Consider the following 18,088-nt stretch of genomic DNA (forward strand, 5'->3'; position numbering starts at 1 on the left):
CTCGCCGGGATCCGTTTATATAGGCTCCGAACCGATTCGCGATATGGATCGGACCGACACCGCGCTGCTCGGCGTCGCCGGGGTCGTCGCGGCCCTCGTCCTCGCGATGACATTCGCCGCGGGCATCCTGTTCGGTCCCGGAGTGTCGGTCCTCCGGCCGATACGACTCCTCGCCGTCGAGCCGTTCGCGTGGGTCGTCGTCGCGGCGCTGGTCGTCGCGGTCGTCGGCCACGCGTACATCGACGACTGACCGCGCGGCTCGGAGCACGTCCGGACTGACCGGTGGCTCAGCGCACGACCGTCACGGGGACCGGCGAGTGCTGGAAGACAGACTTCGCCACGTTGCCGACGAGGAGCCGGTCGGCCAGCGACCCGCCGTGGGTCCCGATCACGACCACGTCGAACTCGTCGGCGCGCTCGACGATCCGGCGCGCCGGCGACCCCACCTCGGTCATCGTCTCGATCGCGACCCCCCGCTCCGCGGCGATCGCCTCCGCCCGCTCGAACACGTCCTCGGAGAGCTCCCTGACGCGCTCCTCGCTGTCGTCCGCGAGGGCGATCCCCGTCGCCGCCCCCATCATCCGGGAGGGCTCGCCGACGACGTGTAACACGGTCACGTCGGCGTCCCGGTGCACGTCGAGCGCGTAGCGCAGCGCCCGCTCGGAGAGCTCGGAGTCGTCCATCGGCACCAGCACGCGTTCGACCATGGGAACCGTACGCGGTGCGCCGGGATAAACGCTCGCGCGCCCCGCGGCCTCCGCCGGCGCCGGCTCGGGTCGCGACCGCCCCTCAGTCGGCCTCCTCGGCGTCGACCTCGCGGACCGCCGCCACCAGCGCGTCGAGCGCGGCGTTGACCGCGCCGCGCCTCACCGCGTCGCGGTCGCCGTCGAGGACGACGCGCTCGCTCCGGACGAACGACGCCTCGGTGCCCCACGGCGCGGCGTGCGCGACGGCGACGTAGACGAGGCCGACCGGCTTCTCCGCGGTGCCGCCGCCCGGACCGGCGATGCCGGTGGTCGCGACCGCCCACGTCGCGTCCGCGCGGTCCCGCGCGCCGGCCGCCATCTCCTCGGCGACCGCAGCGCTCACGGCCCCCTCGGCGTCGAGCGATTCGCGGGAGACGCCGAGCACCTCCCGCTTCGCGTCGTACGCGTAGGTGACGAACCCCCGGTCGAAGTAGGCGCTCGCGCCCGGGACCTCGGTCACGCGCGACCCGACTAGGCCGCCGGTGAGCGACTCCGCGACCGCGAGCGTCTCGTCCCTGTCGGTCAGCAGTTCGCCGAGGACCGCCGCGGTCGACTCCGTTTCGTCCATACTCTGAGTCCGACCCGCACGCCCGTGGGGTTTACGCTCGACCGCGCGCAAGCGCCCCCATGACGGACTGGGACGAGCGGTTCGCGTCCGGCGACTACCCCCGAGCGCCGGAGCCGTCGCCCGTGCTGCGCTCGTACGAGCCCTCGATCCCCGACGGCCGCGCGCTCGACGTCGCCGCGGGGACCGGCCGAAACGCGGTGTTCCTGGCGGCGGCCGGCTACGCGGTCGACGCCCTCGACGCGTCGCGCGAGGGACTGCGGATCGTCCGCGAGCGCGCCGCGGAGCGCGGGGTCGGCGACCGGATCGAACCGATCCGCGGCGACGTCTCGACGTACGGCTTCCCGACCGAGGCGTACGAGCTGATCACGATGAGCTTCTTTCACACGCTGGACCGCTTCGCCGACATCGCCGAGGCGCTCGCACCCGGGGGCTACCTGTTCGTCGAGGGGCACCTCCGGTCCGACTCCCCGACCCCGTCCGGGCCGAGCGACGACCGGTACCGGTTCGCGGCCAACGAGCTCCTGCGGGCGGGCCTCGGGCTGACGGTGCTGTACTACGACGAGACGACCGAGGAGCGTCCCGACGACCGGCGCCGCGCGACCGCCCGCCTGCTCGCGCGTCGGTCGACCGGGGGCCGGCAGTCGTACCCGCGACGGCCGACCGAGGGCGGCGATGAGTGACCCCGGGCCCGGGGAGTCGCTCCGCGCGCTCGTGGCCTCCGCCGTCGACGGCGACCTCTCGGGACCGGACTCGTCGCTTGACGTCGCCGAGCGCGGCGACGACCCCGGTCCCGGGGCGCGACTCGCCGACGTCGTCGGCGATGGCGACGAGTCCGTCGTGGGCGTCGTCCCGCGGGTGGACTCGTCGCTCGCGCGGCGCGTCGGGGACGCGGTCGACGGGGAGATCCGGCTGGTGTTCACCGGGAGCGCGGCCGACCGCCTCGGCGGTCCAGGGGGCGCCGCCGTCCGATCGGCGCTCTCCGGGCGCGGCGTCGAGGCGTACCGCCACCGGGGGGACTCGCCGGTCGGCGTCCTCCTCGTCGGCGACCGCGCCGTCGCCGGACTGTTCGACGAGGGAGGGCTCGCCGCGGTGCTGTGGTCGGACGCCCCGCCCGTCCGGGAGTGGGCGGCGGCGACCTGTCGCCGGTTCCTCGCGGCCGCCGAGCCGGTGTGAGCGGCGTCGACTCGACGAATCCCGCCGGACGCCGACCGCCTCGGCGGGTCGTTTTTAAACACGCCCGGCGAAGCGACCGACATGAACGCCGCGCTGCTGTTGGTCGTCGGCCTCGTCGGACTCGTCCAGACGCTCGCCCCCCGCCCGGTCGTGCGGGCGTGGACCCGCGTCGCCTACCGCGACGCGGGCGACGCGGAGCCCCGCGAGTGGACGTACGCCGCCGCGCGGGCGGAGGGCGTCGTCCTCGCGCTCGTCTCGCTCGTCGGGCTCTTCCGCGTCGCGACGGACGACGCCGAGGGGTCGCCGACGACCGACGAGCGACCGGAGGAGTAGCCCGGCGCCCTCGCTCCCGGACTCAGTCGTCGCTCGCGTCCACCGGTTCCTCGGCGTCGTCGGTCGGCTTTTCCGACGCCGCATCGTCGTCGGCCAGATACGACCGGCCGCCGTCGGGTCGCTCGCCGGTCCGCAGGACGTGGCAGTCGCGACACCGGGCCTCGTACGACTCCTCGGCCCCGACGAGGATCGTCGGGTCCGCCTCGTGGGCGGGCTCGCCCTCGATGAGCCGCTGGTTCCGCGAGGCCGGCTCGCCGCAGACGGAGCAGATCGCCTGGAGCTTGTCGACGTACTCGGCGGTCGCCATCAGCTGCGGGAGCGGCTCGAACGGCTCGCCGCGGAAGGTCTGGTCGGTGCCGGAGACGATCACGCGGGTCCCCGCGTCGGCGAGCGCGTTGCAGACCCCGACGAGCGCGTTCGAGAAGAAGTTCGCCTCGTCGACCGCGACGACCTCCGGGTACGGCTCGTCGTCGAGGATGTCGCGGGGGCCGTCGCCCTCGTTGTCGACGACGGTCGCGTCCCACTGGCGCCCGGTGTGGCTCCCGATCGTCTCCTCGCCGTAGCGGTCGTCGACCGCGGGCTTGTACACCGCGACGGACTGCCCGGCGATCTCGGACCGGCGGAGCCGGCGCAGCAGCTCCTCGGTCTTGCCCGAGAACATCGACCCCGAGATGACCTCGATCCAGCCGGATCGAGTGATGGCGTGCATGAGCGATCGGGCCGGTGCCAGCGACTAAACCGTTTCTCTCCCGTCGCGGCGTCGCCGATCGGTCGGCGGTCGCGGGGAGGCGAACCGGATCAGACGCCGCCCGCGACCCCGACGAGGACCGCGGCGGCGACGACGTACGTCGCGGCCGAGAGCGCCCAGTCGCGGCGGATCGTCGCGAGGCGCTGCCGGGGGAGCCCCCGCGCCCGCGGGAGCGGGACGAGCGCGAAGAAGCCGACCATCAGCGCGAGCATCACCGCCGAAGCGACCGCGAGGGCGACGGCGCCGCCGCCGAGGCCGGTCTGCGCCGCGGCGACGAGCCCGACGAAGAGGAGCCCGGAGCCGCCGCCGGCGACGTAGTGGACCCACGTCGCCAGCCGCTCGGGGGCGTCGTCGACCGGCGTGTCGGTGAGCACGCCCGCGGCGACCTTCGGGGCGGTCGTCCCCTCCGGGAGCCGGGGCATCACGCGGTCCATCGCGAGCGTCGCGAGCAGTCCGACGACCGGTCCGAGCGCGAGGCCGGCGAGCAGCGAGAACGTGGCCATTGACGGTCGGTACGGCCGCGACCGGCTTCAGTCTCCCGCCGCGTCGCTCCCGTCGCCGCCGGTCTCGTCGCCGTCGATCTCGTCGCTATCGATCTCGTCGCCGCCGATCACGACGCGCGAGACGTCGGCGGCGCCCGCCCGCCGGACGATCGCCCGGACGAGGTCGTGCGCGCCGGCGAGGTTGTCGGAGCCGCCGTCGAGGACGAGCAGGTCGGCGTCGGCGCCGGGTTCGACGACGCCCTTGTTCAGCCCCGCGATCGCGGCGCCGTTGACGGTCGCCATCCGGAGCACGTCGCGGGCGGGGAGGTCCGCGAGCTTCGCGGCGAACTCCATCTCGCGGAACATCGAGGGGGAGTCGAGCATGACGTTGTCGGTGCCGAGCGCGACGGTCGTCCGCTCGGCGAGCTCGCGGATCGGGGGCACCCCGACCTTCGTCACGAGGTTCGAGCGCGGGCAGACGACGACCGGCGTCCCCCGGTCGTCGAGGCGTTCGAGGTGGATCGCCTCGGCGTGGACCATGTGGACGAGGAAGTCCGGGTCGAGGTCCATCGCGGGGTTGACGTCGTCGGCGTCGCGCTCGCCGGCGTGGATGCCGAACAGCTTCCCGGCCTCGCGGGTCTCCGAGCGCACGGCGTCGAAGTCGCCGTCGCGGGCGCCCGAGGCGCCGTAGCCGTCCGCGACCGAGAGCACGTCGGGGTCGTCGCGACCGAGGACGACGGGTTCGATCGCGCGCTCGCCGAAGTCGACCCCCTCGCCCGCGACCGCGTCGCGCAGCGCGGCCACGCCGTCGACGCCGCCCTCGCGGAACTCCAGGAAGCTCCCGGTGCCGGTCGACTCCATGTACCGGAGCGTCCGCGCCATGGCCGCCACCTTCTCCTCGCGGCTCGCCGAGCGCAGGAGCCGGTGTTTGAGCCCGTCCGGCGGGGCGACGAGCTCGTCGAGCGAGAGCCCCTCGCCGGCCTCCTTCGCGATGGAGTCGCCGATGTGGGTGTGGGCGTTGACGAACGCGGGGAGGATCACGTCGTCGCTCTCGACGGACGCCTCCTCCACCCGGACGACCTCGCCGTCGGCGACCACGACCCGTCCCTCGACGGGCTCGAACGCCTCGCCGACGAGTATCGTCCCCTCCAGATGCATACCCCACGGTCGCCAGCCCGGGGTTAAAACGTCACGGGAACGGATCGGTCAAGGGGTCGTTCACGCCTCACTCGAACTCGTCGAGCGTCGTCGGCACCGCCCCGCGCACCTCGGTCACGAGGCCGTCCGGGTCGAGCCCGAGCACGTCCGCCGCCGCGCGCCCGACGCGGTCGGTGGCCGGCTCGGGGGCGTAGACGCCGAGGCGCCACTGGTTGCGCTGGGCGGTCCGCAGCGCGGAGACGAGCGGCGACTGCCGCTCCAGCCGACGCACCTCGCCGCTGACCGTCACGCGGGCGGTCGACTCGCGCATCGACGGCTCCGGCGGCACGTCGAGGACCACGTGTTCGCGCGCGACGCCGGCCTCCTCGGCGATCTCGCGCTCGAAGGCGGTCTCGGTCTCGTGGTCCGCCTCGTGGACGCGTTCCGGCACGTCGTCGTACTCGGCCCACACCGCCAGCTTGTAGAGGTCGCGCTCGTCGTAGCGTCGGGAGATCTCCGCGGTCGCTCGGCAGTCGCGGATCGCGGCGAGGAAGTCGTGGTCGTCCATGCGCCGGAGCTCGGCGGCCGTCGTCGCCGTCGCGTCGAGCAGTTCGCTCGCCGCCCGCCGCAGCATCGCCTTCGAGATGCGCGCGACGTGGTGGGTGTAGACGACCGGGTTCATCAGCGCGCGGGCGAGCAGGAGGCTCTCCGCGGTCTGGACGTTCCCCTCGTCGAGGACGAGCTCCGGGCCGTTCCCGCCGGCTCCCGTCGCGGTGCTCGCCGCGTCGCTTCCCCGCTCGACGAACGTGAGATCGCGGACGAACCGCTCGGTGTCGATGGTGCCGTACGGGACGCCGGTGTGGTAGGCGTCGCGCACGAGGTAGTCCATGCGGTCGACGTCGAGCTCGCCCGAGACGAGCCCGGCGTACCGCCCCTCGCCGGCGACGATCCCGGCGATCCGGTCCGGGTCGAGGTCGTGGTCGCGGAGGGCCTCGCCGACCCCGCCGGTCGCGAGGAGCTCGCCGACGTCGTCGTGGTACTTCCCGGTGCGGCGGTGGGTGAGCGACTCCAGGTTGTGGCTGAACGGCCCGTGGCCGACGTCGTGGAGCATCGCCGCCGCCTCGATCCGCTCGGCGCGTTTCCCGCCGATCCCGAGGCCGTCGAGCGCGCGGCTGGCGAGGTGGTAGACGCCGAGGCTGTGCTCGAAGCGGGTGTGGTTCGCGGAGGGGTAGACGAGCTGGACCGTCCCGAGCTGTTTGACGTGGCGGAGGCGCTGGACCGCGGGGGTGTCGATCAGCGCGGCGGCGACACCGTCGATCTCGATATGGTCGTGGACGGTGTCCTTGACCGTGATCATGCGACCCGGTTCGGCGGCGTCGGATAAAAGGAGTGGGAGGACCGGTGGCGGCGAGCGGGAACGTCGGCCACCGTTTATAAGGGTCGTCCGCGAACGTCTAGACATGTACGAGGTGCTCATCGGGATCGACAACGAGGCGGACCGACGCGCGGTCGCGCAGGCGGAGGCCGTGGCCGACCTCCCGCACGCGGCCGACGAGCTGACGGCGCACCTGTGTCACGTGTTCCAGGAGAATCCGGAGGGGGCCTCGGTCAACCAGCTGTCGGCCGTGCGGCGCGCCCGGGAGACGCTCGAAGCCGCCGGGATCACCTGCGTCCACCGCGAGGCGAGCGGCGACCCGGCCGACGAGCTGCTCGCGGCCGCCGCCGACGTGGACGCGAACGCGATCTGCGTCTCCGGTCGCAAGCGCAGCCCGACCGGGAAGGCCGTCTTCGGGAGCGTGACGCAGGACGTCGTCCTCGGGAGCGACCGCCCGGTGCTCGCGGTGCCGGCGCCGCGGGACGACTGACCGGCGTCGTTCCCCGCGTCCAACACGTCGCCGCGCTCGACCTACGTCCGCGCGCTGGCGTCGCGGAGCCCGAGCACGTCGCGCGCGGCCTCCCCGACCGCGTCGACGTGCTCGGCCGGACAGTAGACGCCGAGCGTCCAGCGGCGGCGCTCGGCGCTCCGCAGTCCCCCGACGAGCTCCGAGGCGTCCTCCAGGCGCTGCGGGACGCCGTCGACGACAACGGTGGACCCCGACTCCTTCAGCCCGGGCCGCGACGGGACGTCGACGACGACCGCCTCGCGGTCCAGCCCGACCCTGTCGGCGATCTCGCGCTCGGCGGCGAGCTCCTCGCCGTGACCGGCGTCGACCGTCCCCGCCGGCACGTCGGCCAGCCCGACCCACACCGCCCGCTTGTAGAGGTCGCGGCGCTCGATGCGCCGGCCGAGCTCGGGGACGGTCTCGCGGAGCGCGACGAGCAGGTCGTGGTCGGCCATCCGCCGGAACGCCTCCGCGTCGGCGTCGGTCCGGTTGAGGTAGCGCTCGCAGGCGCGCTCCAGCATCGCGCCGGCGACGCGCGAGACGTGGTGGCGGTAGACGACCGCGTTCATCAGCGAGCGCGCGACCAGCAGGCTCTCGGCGGTGGGGACGTTCCCCTCGGCGAGCACGAGGCGCGCACGCTCCGGATCGATCGATCCCCCGTCCCCGGCCGATCCTTCGTCCCCGGCCGATCCCCCGTCGCCCGCGAGCCTGAGCTCGTTGACGAGCCGCCCGGTGTCGACCGTGCCGTACGGGACCCCGGTGTGATGGGCGTCGCGCACGAGGTAGTCCATGCGGTCGACGTCGAGCTCGCCCGAGATCAGCGCCCCGAGCCCGCCCTCGCCCGCGATCAGCGAGGCGACGCGTTCGGGGTCGAGCCCGTTGCGTTCGAGGACCTGACACGCCTCCCGGTCGGCGTCGGTCAGGAGCCACGCGACGTCGTCGTGGTCCCGGCCCGTCGCGCGCCGGATGATCCCCTCCGTCTGGTGGCCGTAGGGGCCGTGGCCGACGTCGTGGAGGAGCGCCGCCGCGCGGACGTGGGCGGCGGTGTCGGCGTCGAGGTCGAACCCCTCGACGGCGCGGCCGGCGAGGTGATAGACGCCGAGGCTGTGCTCGAAGCGGGTGTGGTTCGCGGAGGGGTACACCAACCGGACGGTGGACAGCTGCTTGATGTGGCGCAGCCGCTGGAAGGCGGGGGTGTCGATCAGCTCGGCCGCGAGGTCGCCGAGCCGAACGTGACCGTGGACGCTGTCCTTGATCGCCTTCATCGCCCCGCGGTCGCCCGGGACCGGATCGGTCGCCTCGGGTCGGCGTCGACGCGGCGCCGCGAGCGCGGTCGCACGCGGGTCACTCGTCGACGATCTCCACGCCGAGCCGCTCTTCGAGGGCGCGGACGACCGACCCGCCGACGCCGGCGGTCGCGGCCCGGCCGTCCTCCACCGCGAACACGTCGTCCTCGTCGACGTCGAGCTCCGCGGCCAGCTCCTCGACGGTGAGGCCGGCCTCCTGCCGGGCCGCCGCGACGTCGTCGCCGTAGCCGGAGACGAGGTACGGGAGCCGGTCGGACTCGTAGCTCGTGCCTCCCTCTTCCCAGTGCTTGGAGTCGCCGCTCACGGAGTCGTACATCTTCGCCTGCTTCCGAGCGAGCTCCTTCTTCCGGCTCTCCGAGCCGCTCGACTCGGCGCTGGCGCCGCCCGGACTGCCGCCGGAACTCCCGCCGCGGCCGCCGCCCGATCCCGAGCCCCCCCGATTCTCGGGCGCGTTGCCCGCGTCGTCGTGCGGGCGGCAGTCCGGACACACCAGCAGCTTCGCGCCGGCGACCGTGGCCCGCTGGAGCTTCGTCGTCTCCCGCCCGCAGAGCTCGCAGGCGTCGCCGTCGTCGCCGCCGCCGCCACCGCCCGTCGAGTACTTCGCCATACCGCGAACGGTGGACCCGGACGGTTAAAAAGTCGTGGAGGGACGGCCGCTCGGCGGGGCGACGCGACGGCGACGCACTCACTCGCCCGCCGGTCCCAGGTACCCCCACGCCTGCAGCCGGTCGCCGTCGCCGTCGACCCAGCGCTCCCCGATGTCGTCGCGGTAGTACATGTTCGGCATCACGACGTCGTCGATGCGGCCGTACGCCTGTTCGCGCGCGGCTCCCATCGTCTCGCCCTTCCCGGTGACGACGATGGGCATCCCGTTGTCGCCGGCGACGCGCCACTGCCCGTCGATCCGCTTCGCGTCCTCGATGTGGATTCCCTCCCTGTCTTCCGTCTCGAACACCACGGCCGCGTTCCGGGAGTTCTCGTCGTACGTCTTCTCGTCGTCGAACGGGAACGGCGGGAGCACGACGCGGACCGCGATCTGGTAGCCGTTGTGCACCTCGACCTCGGGCTCGTCGCCGTGCGCGAGGTCGTAGAAGAACTCCCCGGTGGACGACTCGATCGACTCCTCCTGTAACGCGATCGTCGGGTAGCCGAACCGCGGCGTGAACTCCAGCGGGTAGATCCCGCGCTCGTTGACGATGCAGTTGATGTCGATGCTCCCGACGTACCCCTCGTCGGCGAGCCAGTCCTCGATTTTCCCGAAGGTTTCTTCGAAGAGTTCGTTCTGGCCCGCCCAAAACATCGACGTCCCCATCTCTCCGGTCGAGGGACCGATGTTCCCCGGGAACAATTTCTTATGCTCAAAATTAAAATTGACCTGGTCAATAAACTCGTTCCCGTTGAAGAACCCGCAGATAGCGATTTCGACGCCCTCTACTTTGCGTTGCAGCTGGAAGCCCTTCATCCGGTGACCCCACGCCTTCTTGTACGCCTTCAGCACGTCGACCACGTCGCTGCCGTCGTCCTCGTTCCCAACGTACAGTAGGCGCTTGACGTTCTGGACTTCGCCGAGCGGCTTGATCACATACGGGGCGGGATTCTCCTGAACGTGTTGTATCCCCGCGTCGAAACTGTCGAAGATATGGTGTTCGACGGTGTTCACACCGTGTTCTTCGAGGATCTCCATCGCGTATCCTCGATCCTCTTCGAGATGATCGGTGTTGGGCGTCCCGCCGACGACAGCTTTCCCCTTCTCACGGAGTTCCTCTGCGAGTTCACCCGTGCCGATGTCGGAACCAACCCAGATATCGTCGAAAATGATGACATCTGCCCAGTCGACTTCTGCGCGCCAGTCGTCCGTCTTCGGGACGAAACCGTTGCCAATCTCCCGATCGCCTTCGGCTTCGATGTAGTATTTCACGTCGTGGCCTTCGCGGTGAACTTGCCAGGCGAGGTCGGTGATCAGCGCGGCGTCGGCCGAGACGAACAGGAAGCGGGCGGGGTCCATACCCAGACCTCTCGCGGCGAGGACTTGAGTGTGTGCCCGTCGCGGGCGGCGGGGCCGAACACGTTCGTGGGAACCCTCACCCGCGTGGGGGCTGAGGGATCGACGTGGCACTCGAACGTTCAGACGCCCGATCGGATTCGCGGACCGACGCGCGGGTCGATCCGGACCGCGTCCGACGGCGGCTCCGGCGCCGGGCCGAGCGGATCGAGCGCCGCGAGGTCGCGGAGGCGGTCTCGAAGCTGGAGTCGCGCGGCGACCTGACCGACGAGCAGCGGGAGACGGTCCGTCGGCTCGGCGCCGTCCTCCGCCGTCGGCTCACGTCGCGTCCCGACGCGGCGCTGGAGCGGGCGAGCGGCGGCGGCGCGACCGCCCGCGCCCTCGCGCGGCTGTTCGACGCCGACGGAGAGACGGCGATCGCGGCGGGCGAGCGGTCGCCGGAGACCGAGTAATCGCCGGGGACCGAGTCGTCGCCGCCTACGCGTCCGTCTTCGGGAACTCGGCGACGAACTCGTCCGGCGCCGCTCGCCGGACCTCGTACCCCTCCTCGTCGAACGCGGGTACCTCCGCGGCCATCTCGTAGTACAGCGGCTTCGGCTCGTGGTCGTTGACGATGGTGAGCGTCTCGCCGGGGTCCATCCCGTCGAACGCCTCGTGGATCCGGTCGTGTCTGTTCACCGGCGGGATGTCGCGGACGTCGAGTCTCGGCATGGCGTCCGAGCCTTCGCGACGCGCTCGCATCCGCCTTGAGACGAATATGTTCGGGCACAGCCACTCACCGCACGGGCCCGAGGGTCCGAACATGCGAGACCGACCGACGCCGTCGTTCGAGCGGAGCGCGAACGGGTACCCCGATTCGACCGGGCGAGGCGACTCGCTCCGCCGGGGTGAGTGACGTGCCGGCGACGAGCCTCGACGCGGAGCGGACGTACGACGAGGAGCGGTTCTCGACGAGCGGCGTGTTCCGGAGCGACCGGGCGAAGGCCGTCTGCGGGTACTTCGAGCCGGGGCAGTTCATCCCCGTCCACGCCCCCGACAGCGACGTGGTCGTCACGGTCCAGTCCGGCACGGGCACGGTTCGAGAGGGCGAGACCGATCACGCCGTCGGTCCGGGCGACGTGGTCGCCGTCGAGGCCGGGACCGAACGCGGCGTGAAGGCCGACGACGACGCGCGCCTCGAGGCCGTGCTCGTCACCGCGCCGCCACCGACCGAGACCGAGCACGAACCGGTCCGGGAGGGGATCCGGCGCGACGAGTTCGACCCGCGGAACGGGCCGGAGTGACCGTCGCGGGGTGATCGACGTCGACACGCCCGTATACGCCGACCACGTGTAACAAAGTCGCACGGATTTTGCTGTACCGAAACATATCTTCATAATGAAGAAATACGGGTTATCTTTGCCGGGAATATCTCTGTAACTTGAACACCTTTTTATCTGAGGTGGCGGAAGACTCGGACGAACCTAATGTCTCAGAAGACCAATCAGGAGTGGTGGCCCAACCAGTTGAACCTGGACATCCTCGACCAGAACGCCCGCGACGTCGGACCCTACGACGACGACTTCGACTACGCCGAGGCGTTCCGGTCGCTCAACCTCGACGAGGTGAAGGCGGACCTCGAAGAGCTCATGACGACGTCACAGGAGTGGTGGCCGGCGGACTACGGCCACTACGGGCCGCTGTTCATCCGGATGGCGTGGCACAGCGCCGGGACGTACCGGACGGCGGACGGCCGCGGCGGCGCCGACGGCGGCCGACAGCGCCTCGCCCCCCTCAACAGCTGGCCGGACAACGCGAACCTCGACAAGGCGCGCCGGCTGCTGCTCCCGATCAAGCAGAAGTACGGCCGCAAGCTCTCCTGGGCCGACCTGATGGTCCTCGCCGGGAACGTCGCCATCGAGTCGATGGGGTTCAAGACGTTCGGCTTCGCCGGCGGCCGCGAGGACGCCTTCGAGCCGGACGACTCCGTCTACTGGGGCCCCGAGTCCGAGATGGACACGCAGGAGCGCTTCGAGGAGCCCGGCGAGATCGAGCCGGGGCTCGGCGCGTCCGTGATGGGGCTCATCTACGTGAATCCGGAGGGACCGGACGGCCGGCCCGACCCGATGGCGTCGGCGAAGAACATCCGCCAGACGTTCGACCGCATGGCGATGAACGACGAGGAGACGGCCGCGCTCATCGCCGGCGGCCACACGTTCGGGAAGGTCCACGGCGCCGACGACCCCGACGAGAACCTCGGTCCGGAGCCCGAGGCGGCACCGATCGAGGCGCAGGGGCTCGGCTGGGAGAACGCGCACGGCACCGGCAAGGGGGGCGACACGATCACGAGCGGGATCGAGGGCCCCTGGACCGGCTCCCCGACCGAGTGGGACATGGGGTACATCGACAACCTCCTGGAGTACGAGTGGGAGCCCGAGAAGGGGCCCGGCGGCGCGTGGCAGTGGACGCCCACCGACGAGTCGCTCCACGGCAGCGCCCCGGACGCGCACGACTCCGACGAGAGCGTCACGCCGATGATGCTCACGACGGACGTCGCGCTGAAGCGCGACCCCGCCTACCGCGAGATCGTCGAGGAGTTCCAGGAGAACCCGATGGCGTTCGGCATGAACTTCGCGAAGGCCTGGTACAAGCTGACCCACCGCGACATGGGCCCGCCGTCGCGGTTCCTCGGCCCGGAGGTCCCGGACGAGGAGATGATCTGGCAGGACCCGATCCCCGAGGTCGACCACGACCTGATCGGCGACGCGGAGGTCGAGGAGCTCAAAGCCGAGATCCTCGACAGCGACCTGACGCGCCGGCGGCTCGTCAAGACCGCGTGGGCCTCCGCGTCCACCTACCGCGACAGCGACAAGCGCGGCGGGGCGAACGGCGCGCGCGTCCGGCTCGACCCCCAGCGTAACTGGGAGGTCAACGAGCCGGAGCAATTGGACGCGGCGCTGGAGACGCTCGAAGCGATTCGGGAGGCGTTCAACGCCTCGCGCGACGACGACGTGCGCGTCTCGCTCGCCGACCTGATCGTCCTCGGCGGCAACGCCGCCGTCGAGGCGGCGGCCGCGGACGCCGGCCACGACGTGACGGTCCCGTTCGAGCCGGGGCGGACCGACGCCACGCGGGCGCAGACCGACGCCGACTCGTTCGAGGCGCTCAAGCCGCGCGTGGACGGGTTCCGGAACTACCTCGGCGACGGCGTCGACCACCCGCCCGAGGAGCTGCTCGTCGACAAGGCCGACCTCCTCGACCTGAGCGCCGCCGAGATGACGACGCTCGTCGGCGGCATGCGCGCGCTCGGCGCTACCTACGAGGACACGGACCGCGGCGTCCTCACCGACAGCCCCGGCGCGCTGACGAACGACTTCTTCGTGAACCTGCTCGACATGAGTACCGAGTGGCGGCCCGTCGAGACGGGCGCGGAGGAGGCCGACGTGTACGAGGGGATCGACCGCGAGACCGGCGCGGTCGAGTGGGAGGCCACCCGCCTCGACCTGATCTTCGGCTCGAACTCCCGGCTCCGCGCGATCGCGGAGGTGTACGGGAGCGAGGACGCCGAGGCGAAGCTCGTGGACGACTTCGTCGACGCGTGGACGAAGGTGATGCGGCTCGACCGCTTCGACCTGGAATAAAGCGAGGGCGTCCCGATCCCCGCGGATATCGTTTTCATTCTCGCCGTCGATCACCTATCTGAGCTCGTTACCTGTGGACTGACGGTGAACACCGCCAAAGGCCCAGCCGCTGGGCCTGACGCAATCGACTACTCTGCGGAGAGGACCTCCAAAGCCCCAGCCGCGAGGCCGCAGTACGCTCGTTGCGCTCCTCGCTCGCGCTGCTCGCTGCGGTGCTTCCGTCGCCTACTGCGGCCTCGCGACTGCCCCTTTGAGTCCCACCCCACACCGCACAGCGACCGCACCTCACGCCTCCCCAGCCTCGTCAGTCACCCTCCGCGTTGCTCCGGGCGACTGACTCCCTCGCACGCGCTCCTCGCGCCCGGTGGGCGCTCGGCGGCGCGCACCGACCGAATTTCATTTCATAAATTGCTTCCGGAGCCGCGGTCGGCAGTCGTGGTGACACCGGTCTCGCTCGACGACTCGCCTCACCACACCGGCGCGAGCAGCAGCGCGACCGTCGCCGAGATGAAGACGAGCTTCAGGGCGGTGTTGACGGCGATCACCTTCGTGCCGAACTCGGCGCCCCAGATCCCGTACTGGAAGGGGATCGAGCGCCGGAAGGTGGAGACGGCGAAGGAGAGGATCCCGCCGATGAGCAGGGTCGCGACGGCGGTCCGGGTGGTGAACACGCCCGCCTCGGTCCCGGCGAGCGTCACGGCCCCGGCCGTCGTGTCGAGGGTGTAGACGGCGATCACGGGGACCGCGGCGCCGGGGAGCCCGAGGAGCCCGGTCACCGGCTCGGCGACGCTCGTCAGCGCCTCGACGTCGTAGTAGGTGACGAACGCGATCACGAGCGTGTAGACGACCGCGAGCCGGGGAACGATCCGGCGGAGGGTCGACCACGACTTCTCGGCGGCCTCGCGAACGCGCTCGCGGCTCGTGCGGTCGTCGGCCTCGGGCCCGCTCGCGTCGACCTCCGAGAGCGCCGACCGGTCCACGTTGCGCCCGGAGAGCAGGACGCCCCCGGCGAGCACGCCCGTGACCGTGATCGCGAGGGCGATCCCGGCCCGCGCCGAGACGTAGACGGTCCCCGTCTCGACGCCTAGAATCGGGATCAACACCGGAATATAGAACGTGAACACGTGCTGGACGAAGCCGAAGAACGTGTTGATCGTCACGGCGACGAGCGTCGCCCGGTCGTCGAGCAGCCCGGACTCGCGGTACTCGGCGAGCGTGGCGTAGCCCGCGGTCGTCGACGCCGCGGTCGTGAGGATCGCGGTCCCGACCTCGTCGGGGAGGTTCGCGGGTCGGGTGAGCCACCCCGCCAGCCCGGCGACGTACCGGATCAGCCCGAACGCGACCGCGACGTTGGCGGCGAAGACGCCGACGGCGATGAACGCCGCGATACGGGCGAGCCGCGGGGCGACCTCGGCGAGCAGGGCGACGACCTCGGCGGCGACCGGTTGCACGACCGGCGGTACGCGGCCGCCGACCTAATGCGCGTCGAAACGGGCGGACGCCAGTCGATCTCGATTCGCCGCCCGCGAGGCTTATGGGAGCCGCGCCCGAACCCCCGGGTCGATGGCACCCGCGGAGGACGACATCTCGATCGAGGAGAAGCGCGTGTACGCCGGGACGGCGGGCCGTACCGACGCGTACGTCGCCACCGGGAACGGCGTCGTCCGGGTGGCGCTGTCGGCCGACAAGGTGGGCGCGTTCGACATGGTCGCCCGCGAGCCGGCCCGCGACGTCGCGGTCCTCCCCCGCGACGGCGACCCGGACCTCGTCGGGATCGCGACCGCGGACGGGCTGCGCGTCGCGCCCGTCGGCGACGACCCGGCGTTCGAGCCGGTCGTCCCCGGTTCCGCGGTCGCGGTCGGCGTCCTCGACGACGCGTTCCTCGTCGCCGGGGAGGAGGGCGGGATCGACCGCGTCGCGGTGGGCGGCGCGGCCTCCGATCTGGCCGCGGCCTCCGATCCGGCCGCGACCTCGATCGGGACCGCGTCGGACCCGCGCGCGATCGACGGCCCCCTCGTCGCCGCCGGGGACGGCGTCCACCGGGTCCGCGGGAGCCGGGGCGGAGGCGGAGACCCGGACCTCGCCGCCGTCGGCCTCGACGACGCCCGCGACGTCGCCGGCGCGGGGATGCCCCTCGCGGCCACCGGGTCGGGGCTCTACTGGCTCGGCAACGGCTGGATGACGGCGCTGGAGGGGTCCGCCGAGGAGGTCGCGGCCGACGGCGACGGCCACGCGATGGCGGTCGTCGAGGGCGAGCTTCTGGTCCACGCGGGGGAGGAGGACGAAGACGGGACGGACGCGTGGGACGACGACGCGTGGCGCGCGACCGAGCTCCCGGTCGACGAGGACGCGGTCGCGCTCGGCTACGGGCCCGGGATCTCCGTGGTCGTCACCGCGGCCGGAACGCTCTGCGTCGACGCGGGCGACGGCTGGCGGCATCAGGTGGTCGGCGTGCGAGACGTGGCGGGCGTCGCGCTCGCGGTCGTCGAATAGAGCGTCGATCAACTGTACGAGGTCGGTCTCGCGAAGGATACTGCTGTCGGTTCAACCGCTCGTTTATAACTGGCTGGTGATGGGTCGGCGGTGACTACCTCCAAAGCCCCAGCCGCTCGGCCATACGTTGTTGAGCCCGGATCGGCGGTGACTACCTCTAAAGCCCCAGCCGCTCGGCCATACGTTGTTGAGCCCGGATCGGCGGTGACCACCTCCAAAGCCCCAGCCGCGAGGACGGCGTACGCTCGCTGCGCTCCGCAGTCGCTCGCGTTGCTCGCTCCTTGCGGTGCTTTCGTCGCCTACGCCGTCCTCGCGGCTGCCCCTTTGAGTCCTGCCCCGACCGCACCGCAACCGCGCCTCACGCCTCCCCAGCCTCGTCGCTCCCTTCGGTCGCGACTCCCTCGCGCGTGCTCCTCGCACCCTTCGGGCGCTCGGAGGCACGCGCCGACCGCAACGTTCGTTTATAAATATCCGACCGTCTCTGATCCCGTCACTCCTACGCGGTCGGCAACTCGACCTCCTCGCCGTCGGCGTAGACGGTCGGGTTCCGGAGGATCCCGTCGAGGTGGATCGGGGCGTCCGTCTCCCCGCCGATGCCCGCGTCGTCGCCGATCGCGATGTGCACGGTGCCGCCCGCCTTCTCGTCGAGGAGGACGGAGCCGACCAGCTCGTCGACGCCGACGTTGGTCCCGATCCCGAGCTCGGCGAGGTTGTAGGCGGCGTCGCCGACCGACTCCGCGGCCGCCTCGACGTCGGCGCGGACCGCGTCGTCGCCGATGGCCGTGACTAGTCCGTCCTCGACTTCGAACGTCAGCTCCTGGTCCTCGTCGAGCAGGCCGTGGGGCATCATCGTCCCGTCGACGACGAAGGTCCCGGTCGCGGTCTCCGGCGCGACGAACACCTCGCCGGCCGGGAGGTTCGAGAAGTCGCCGGGGTCGCGCACCATGCCGGTGTCCGAGAGCCACTCGCGGTCCCCGATCCCGAACGCGATATCGGTGCCCGCGGGCGAGGTGACCCGGACCTCGTCGGCGCCCGCGACCTGCGCGAGCACGTCGTCGCACGCGGCCTCGATGGCGGCGTAGTCGGCGTCGAGCCCCGCGGCGAACACGTCCTCGGTGATCCCCGGGAGCGTCGCGCCGCGGGCGCCGGCGTCGCAGGCGGCCCCCCGAGCGCGGGTGTGGCTGAGGCTCTTCGTCGTCGGCGCGAGGAAGGCGTCGCTCTCGGCCATCGCGGCCGCCACGGGCGCGGGCGGCTCGGTGCCGTGCTGTTCGGCGGGGGGGTACCTGAGGAGCGTCGCGTCGTCGGTGACGGCGACCGCGGCCTCGTACAGCGCCTCCCCGACGGGTTCGCGCTCGTCGTCGGTGATCACGACGACCGATTCGTCCGGCCCGACGTTCAGACACTGGTTCACGGCGGTCGCCGCCGCCTCGGAGAGGGTCGGTGACATACGCGACGATCGGTGCTCGCGGGCGTTAGACCTTCGGATCCGCCTTCATTTACTCTCTTTCGAAACTCAGTTACGGCTTTGCGTCACCCGAATTTACCGACGCGTTACTCACGCCGTAGTTAATTTCTCTCAAAAATACTCGAAAACAT

Annotated in this window: 21 protein-coding genes; 9 read left to right on the forward strand and 12 right to left on the reverse strand. The window is 71.6% G+C overall.

From position 1 onward, the window contains the following. Positions 1 to 43: 43 nt before the first annotated feature. Positions 44 to 250 (forward strand): hypothetical protein, encoded by a 207-nt coding sequence (locus NO900_RS06075; protein ID WP_256408316.1) that lies wholly within the window; start codon positions 44 to 46, stop codon positions 248 to 250. Between the two features lie 37 nt (positions 251 to 287). Here the strand turns inward: NO900_RS06075 and NO900_RS06080 are convergent, their stop codons facing one another. Both NO900_RS06080 and NO900_RS06085 read right to left on the reverse strand, forming a co-directional pair. Beyond that, a complete protein-coding gene (locus tag NO900_RS06080; protein ID WP_256408317.1) occupies positions 288 to 707 on the reverse strand; it encodes a universal stress protein in 420 nt (139 codons plus the stop codon). An 82-nt stretch (positions 708 to 789) separates the two neighbouring features. Continuing rightward, entirely contained in the window at positions 790 to 1,314 is a 525-nt protein-coding gene (locus tag NO900_RS06085) for a CinA family protein (RefSeq protein WP_256408318.1), read from the reverse strand. Between the two features lie 59 nt (positions 1,315 to 1,373). Between NO900_RS06085 and NO900_RS06090 the strand changes: the two genes are divergently transcribed. The 3 genes from NO900_RS06090 to NO900_RS06100 all read left to right on the forward strand — a co-directional run bounded on the left by NO900_RS06090 (position 1,374) and on the right by NO900_RS06100 (position 2,820). Then, complete coding sequence (locus NO900_RS06090; RefSeq protein WP_256408319.1) at positions 1,374 to 1,994, forward strand: class I SAM-dependent methyltransferase; 621 nt, start codon at positions 1,374 to 1,376, stop codon at positions 1,992 to 1,994. Continuing rightward, positions 1,987 to 2,487: a transcriptional regulator FilR1 domain-containing protein gene (locus NO900_RS06095; protein WP_256408320.1), complete on the forward strand. Its 501-nt coding sequence runs from the start codon at positions 1,987 to 1,989 to the stop codon at positions 2,485 to 2,487. The genes NO900_RS06090 and NO900_RS06095 overlap by 8 nt, the downstream gene beginning before the upstream one ends. 81 nt (positions 2,488 to 2,568) lie before the next feature. After that, positions 2,569 to 2,820 carry a DUF6199 family natural product biosynthesis protein gene (locus tag NO900_RS06100; RefSeq protein WP_256408321.1) on the forward strand — a complete coding sequence of 84 codons (252 nt, stop codon included), beginning with the start codon at positions 2,569 to 2,571 and terminating at the stop codon, positions 2,818 to 2,820. A gap of 22 nt (positions 2,821 to 2,842) precedes the next feature. On the opposite strand, the gene NO900_RS06105 is transcribed toward NO900_RS06100, so the two are convergent. From NO900_RS06105 to NO900_RS06120, 4 genes are all read right to left on the reverse strand, one after another. Continuing rightward, positions 2,843 to 3,529, reverse strand: coding sequence for a thymidine kinase (locus NO900_RS06105; protein WP_256408322.1), 687 nt, complete (start codon positions 3,527 to 3,529; stop codon positions 2,843 to 2,845). A gap of 89 nt (positions 3,530 to 3,618) precedes the next feature. Next, positions 3,619 to 4,071 carry a hypothetical protein gene (locus NO900_RS06110; RefSeq protein ID WP_256408323.1) on the reverse strand — a complete coding sequence of 151 codons (453 nt, stop codon included), beginning with the start codon at positions 4,069 to 4,071 and terminating at the stop codon, positions 3,619 to 3,621. Between the two features lie 27 nt (positions 4,072 to 4,098). After that, entirely contained in the window at positions 4,099 to 5,208 is a 1,110-nt protein-coding gene (locus NO900_RS06115; protein WP_256408324.1) for an amidohydrolase family protein, read from the reverse strand. Between the two features lie 67 nt (positions 5,209 to 5,275). After that, the gene (locus tag NO900_RS06120; protein ID WP_256408325.1) at positions 5,276 to 6,544 is read right to left on the reverse strand and encodes an HD domain-containing protein; all 1,269 of its coding nucleotides are present in this window, start codon (positions 6,542 to 6,544) and stop codon (positions 5,276 to 5,278) included. A 103-nt stretch (positions 6,545 to 6,647) separates the two neighbouring features. Between NO900_RS06120 and NO900_RS06125 the strand changes: the two genes are divergently transcribed. Further along, the gene (locus NO900_RS06125) at positions 6,648 to 7,052 is read left to right on the forward strand and encodes a universal stress protein (RefSeq protein ID WP_256408326.1); all 405 of its coding nucleotides are present in this window, start codon (positions 6,648 to 6,650) and stop codon (positions 7,050 to 7,052) included. Between the two features lie 41 nt (positions 7,053 to 7,093). On the opposite strand, the gene NO900_RS06130 is transcribed toward NO900_RS06125, so the two are convergent. From NO900_RS06130 to NO900_RS06140, 3 genes are all read right to left on the reverse strand, one after another. Next, the gene (locus NO900_RS06130) at positions 7,094 to 8,335 is read right to left on the reverse strand and encodes an HD domain-containing protein (protein ID WP_256408327.1); all 1,242 of its coding nucleotides are present in this window, start codon (positions 8,333 to 8,335) and stop codon (positions 7,094 to 7,096) included. Positions 8,336 to 8,414: 79 nt separating this feature from the next. Next, complete coding sequence (locus NO900_RS06135; protein ID WP_256408328.1) at positions 8,415 to 8,984, reverse strand: helix-turn-helix domain-containing protein; 570 nt, start codon at positions 8,982 to 8,984, stop codon at positions 8,415 to 8,417. 78 nt (positions 8,985 to 9,062) lie between these two features. Beyond that, the gene (locus NO900_RS06140) at positions 9,063 to 10,382 is read right to left on the reverse strand and encodes a phosphoribosylamine--glycine ligase (protein WP_256408329.1); all 1,320 of its coding nucleotides are present in this window, start codon (positions 10,380 to 10,382) and stop codon (positions 9,063 to 9,065) included. A 104-nt stretch (positions 10,383 to 10,486) separates the two neighbouring features. On the opposite strand from NO900_RS06140, the gene NO900_RS06145 reads away from it, so the two are divergent. Then, entirely contained in the window at positions 10,487 to 10,831 is a 345-nt protein-coding gene (locus NO900_RS06145; RefSeq protein WP_256408330.1) for a glutamyl-tRNA reductase, read from the forward strand. Positions 10,832 to 10,856: 25 nt separating this feature from the next. Here NO900_RS06145 and NO900_RS06150 read toward each other — a convergent pair whose 3' ends face one another. Continuing rightward, complete coding sequence (locus tag NO900_RS06150) at positions 10,857 to 11,090, reverse strand: DUF2249 domain-containing protein (RefSeq protein ID WP_256408331.1); 234 nt, start codon at positions 11,088 to 11,090, stop codon at positions 10,857 to 10,859. 185 nt (positions 11,091 to 11,275) lie between these two features. On the opposite strand from NO900_RS06150, the gene NO900_RS06155 reads away from it, so the two are divergent. Next, entirely contained in the window at positions 11,276 to 11,662 is a 387-nt protein-coding gene (locus NO900_RS06155) for a cupin domain-containing protein (protein WP_256408332.1), read from the forward strand. 183 nt (positions 11,663 to 11,845) lie between these two features. Then, the gene (gene katG / locus NO900_RS06160; RefSeq protein ID WP_256408333.1) at positions 11,846 to 13,999 is read left to right on the forward strand and encodes a catalase/peroxidase HPI; all 2,154 of its coding nucleotides are present in this window, start codon (positions 11,846 to 11,848) and stop codon (positions 13,997 to 13,999) included. Positions 14,000 to 14,466: 467 nt separating this feature from the next. Here katG and NO900_RS06165 read toward each other — a convergent pair whose 3' ends face one another. Next, a complete protein-coding gene (locus NO900_RS06165) occupies positions 14,467 to 15,450 on the reverse strand; it encodes a nucleoside recognition protein (RefSeq protein ID WP_256408334.1) in 984 nt (327 codons plus the stop codon). 112 nt (positions 15,451 to 15,562) lie between these two features. Between NO900_RS06165 and NO900_RS06170 the strand changes: the two genes are divergently transcribed. Then, positions 15,563 to 16,492 (forward strand): HVO_0234 family beta-propeller protein, encoded by a 930-nt coding sequence (locus NO900_RS06170; protein ID WP_256408335.1) that lies wholly within the window; start codon positions 15,563 to 15,565, stop codon positions 16,490 to 16,492. Positions 16,493 to 16,988: 496 nt separating this feature from the next. Here NO900_RS06170 and NO900_RS06175 read toward each other — a convergent pair whose 3' ends face one another. Next, entirely contained in the window at positions 16,989 to 17,939 is a 951-nt protein-coding gene (locus tag NO900_RS06175; RefSeq protein WP_256408336.1) for an aminopeptidase, read from the reverse strand. Between the last annotated feature and the right edge of the window lie 149 nt (positions 17,940 to 18,088).

This window comes from Halorubrum rutilum, from assembly GCF_024494565.1.

Excerpts from the sequence above, each read along its gene's own strand:
- NO900_RS06075 (WP_256408316.1), top strand. The coding sequence starts at position 44 with ATGGATCGGACCGACACCGCGCTGCTCGGCGTCGCCGGGGTCGTCGCG.
- NO900_RS06080 (WP_256408317.1), bottom strand. The coding sequence starts at position 707 with ATGGTCGAACGCGTGCTGGTGCCGATGGACGACTCCGAGCTCTCCGAG.
- NO900_RS06085 (WP_256408318.1), bottom strand. The coding sequence starts at position 1,314 with ATGGACGAAACGGAGTCGACCGCGGCGGTCCTCGGCGAACTGCTGACC.
- NO900_RS06090 (WP_256408319.1), top strand. The coding sequence starts at position 1,374 with ATGACGGACTGGGACGAGCGGTTCGCGTCCGGCGACTACCCCCGAGCG.
- NO900_RS06095 (WP_256408320.1), top strand. The coding sequence starts at position 1,987 with ATGAGTGACCCCGGGCCCGGGGAGTCGCTCCGCGCGCTCGTGGCCTCC.
- NO900_RS06100 (WP_256408321.1), top strand. The coding sequence starts at position 2,569 with ATGAACGCCGCGCTGCTGTTGGTCGTCGGCCTCGTCGGACTCGTCCAG.
- NO900_RS06105 (WP_256408322.1), bottom strand. The coding sequence starts at position 3,529 with ATGCACGCCATCACTCGATCCGGCTGGATCGAGGTCATCTCGGGGTCG.
- NO900_RS06110 (WP_256408323.1), bottom strand. The coding sequence starts at position 4,071 with ATGGCCACGTTCTCGCTGCTCGCCGGCCTCGCGCTCGGACCGGTCGTC.
- NO900_RS06115 (WP_256408324.1), bottom strand. The coding sequence starts at position 5,208 with ATGCATCTGGAGGGGACGATACTCGTCGGCGAGGCGTTCGAGCCCGTC.
- NO900_RS06120 (WP_256408325.1), bottom strand. The coding sequence starts at position 6,544 with ATGATCACGGTCAAGGACACCGTCCACGACCATATCGAGATCGACGGT.
- NO900_RS06125 (WP_256408326.1), top strand. The coding sequence starts at position 6,648 with ATGTACGAGGTGCTCATCGGGATCGACAACGAGGCGGACCGACGCGCG.
- NO900_RS06130 (WP_256408327.1), bottom strand. The coding sequence starts at position 8,335 with ATGAAGGCGATCAAGGACAGCGTCCACGGTCACGTTCGGCTCGGCGAC.
- NO900_RS06135 (WP_256408328.1), bottom strand. The coding sequence starts at position 8,984 with ATGGCGAAGTACTCGACGGGCGGTGGCGGCGGCGGCGACGACGGCGAC.
- NO900_RS06140 (WP_256408329.1), bottom strand. The coding sequence starts at position 10,382 with ATGGACCCCGCCCGCTTCCTGTTCGTCTCGGCCGACGCCGCGCTGATC.
- NO900_RS06150 (WP_256408331.1), bottom strand. The coding sequence starts at position 11,090 with ATGCCGAGACTCGACGTCCGCGACATCCCGCCGGTGAACAGACACGAC.
- katG (WP_256408333.1), top strand. The coding sequence starts at position 11,846 with ATGTCTCAGAAGACCAATCAGGAGTGGTGGCCCAACCAGTTGAACCTG.
- NO900_RS06170 (WP_256408335.1), top strand. The coding sequence starts at position 15,563 with ATGGCACCCGCGGAGGACGACATCTCGATCGAGGAGAAGCGCGTGTAC.
- NO900_RS06175 (WP_256408336.1), bottom strand. The coding sequence starts at position 17,939 with ATGTCACCGACCCTCTCCGAGGCGGCGGCGACCGCCGTGAACCAGTGT.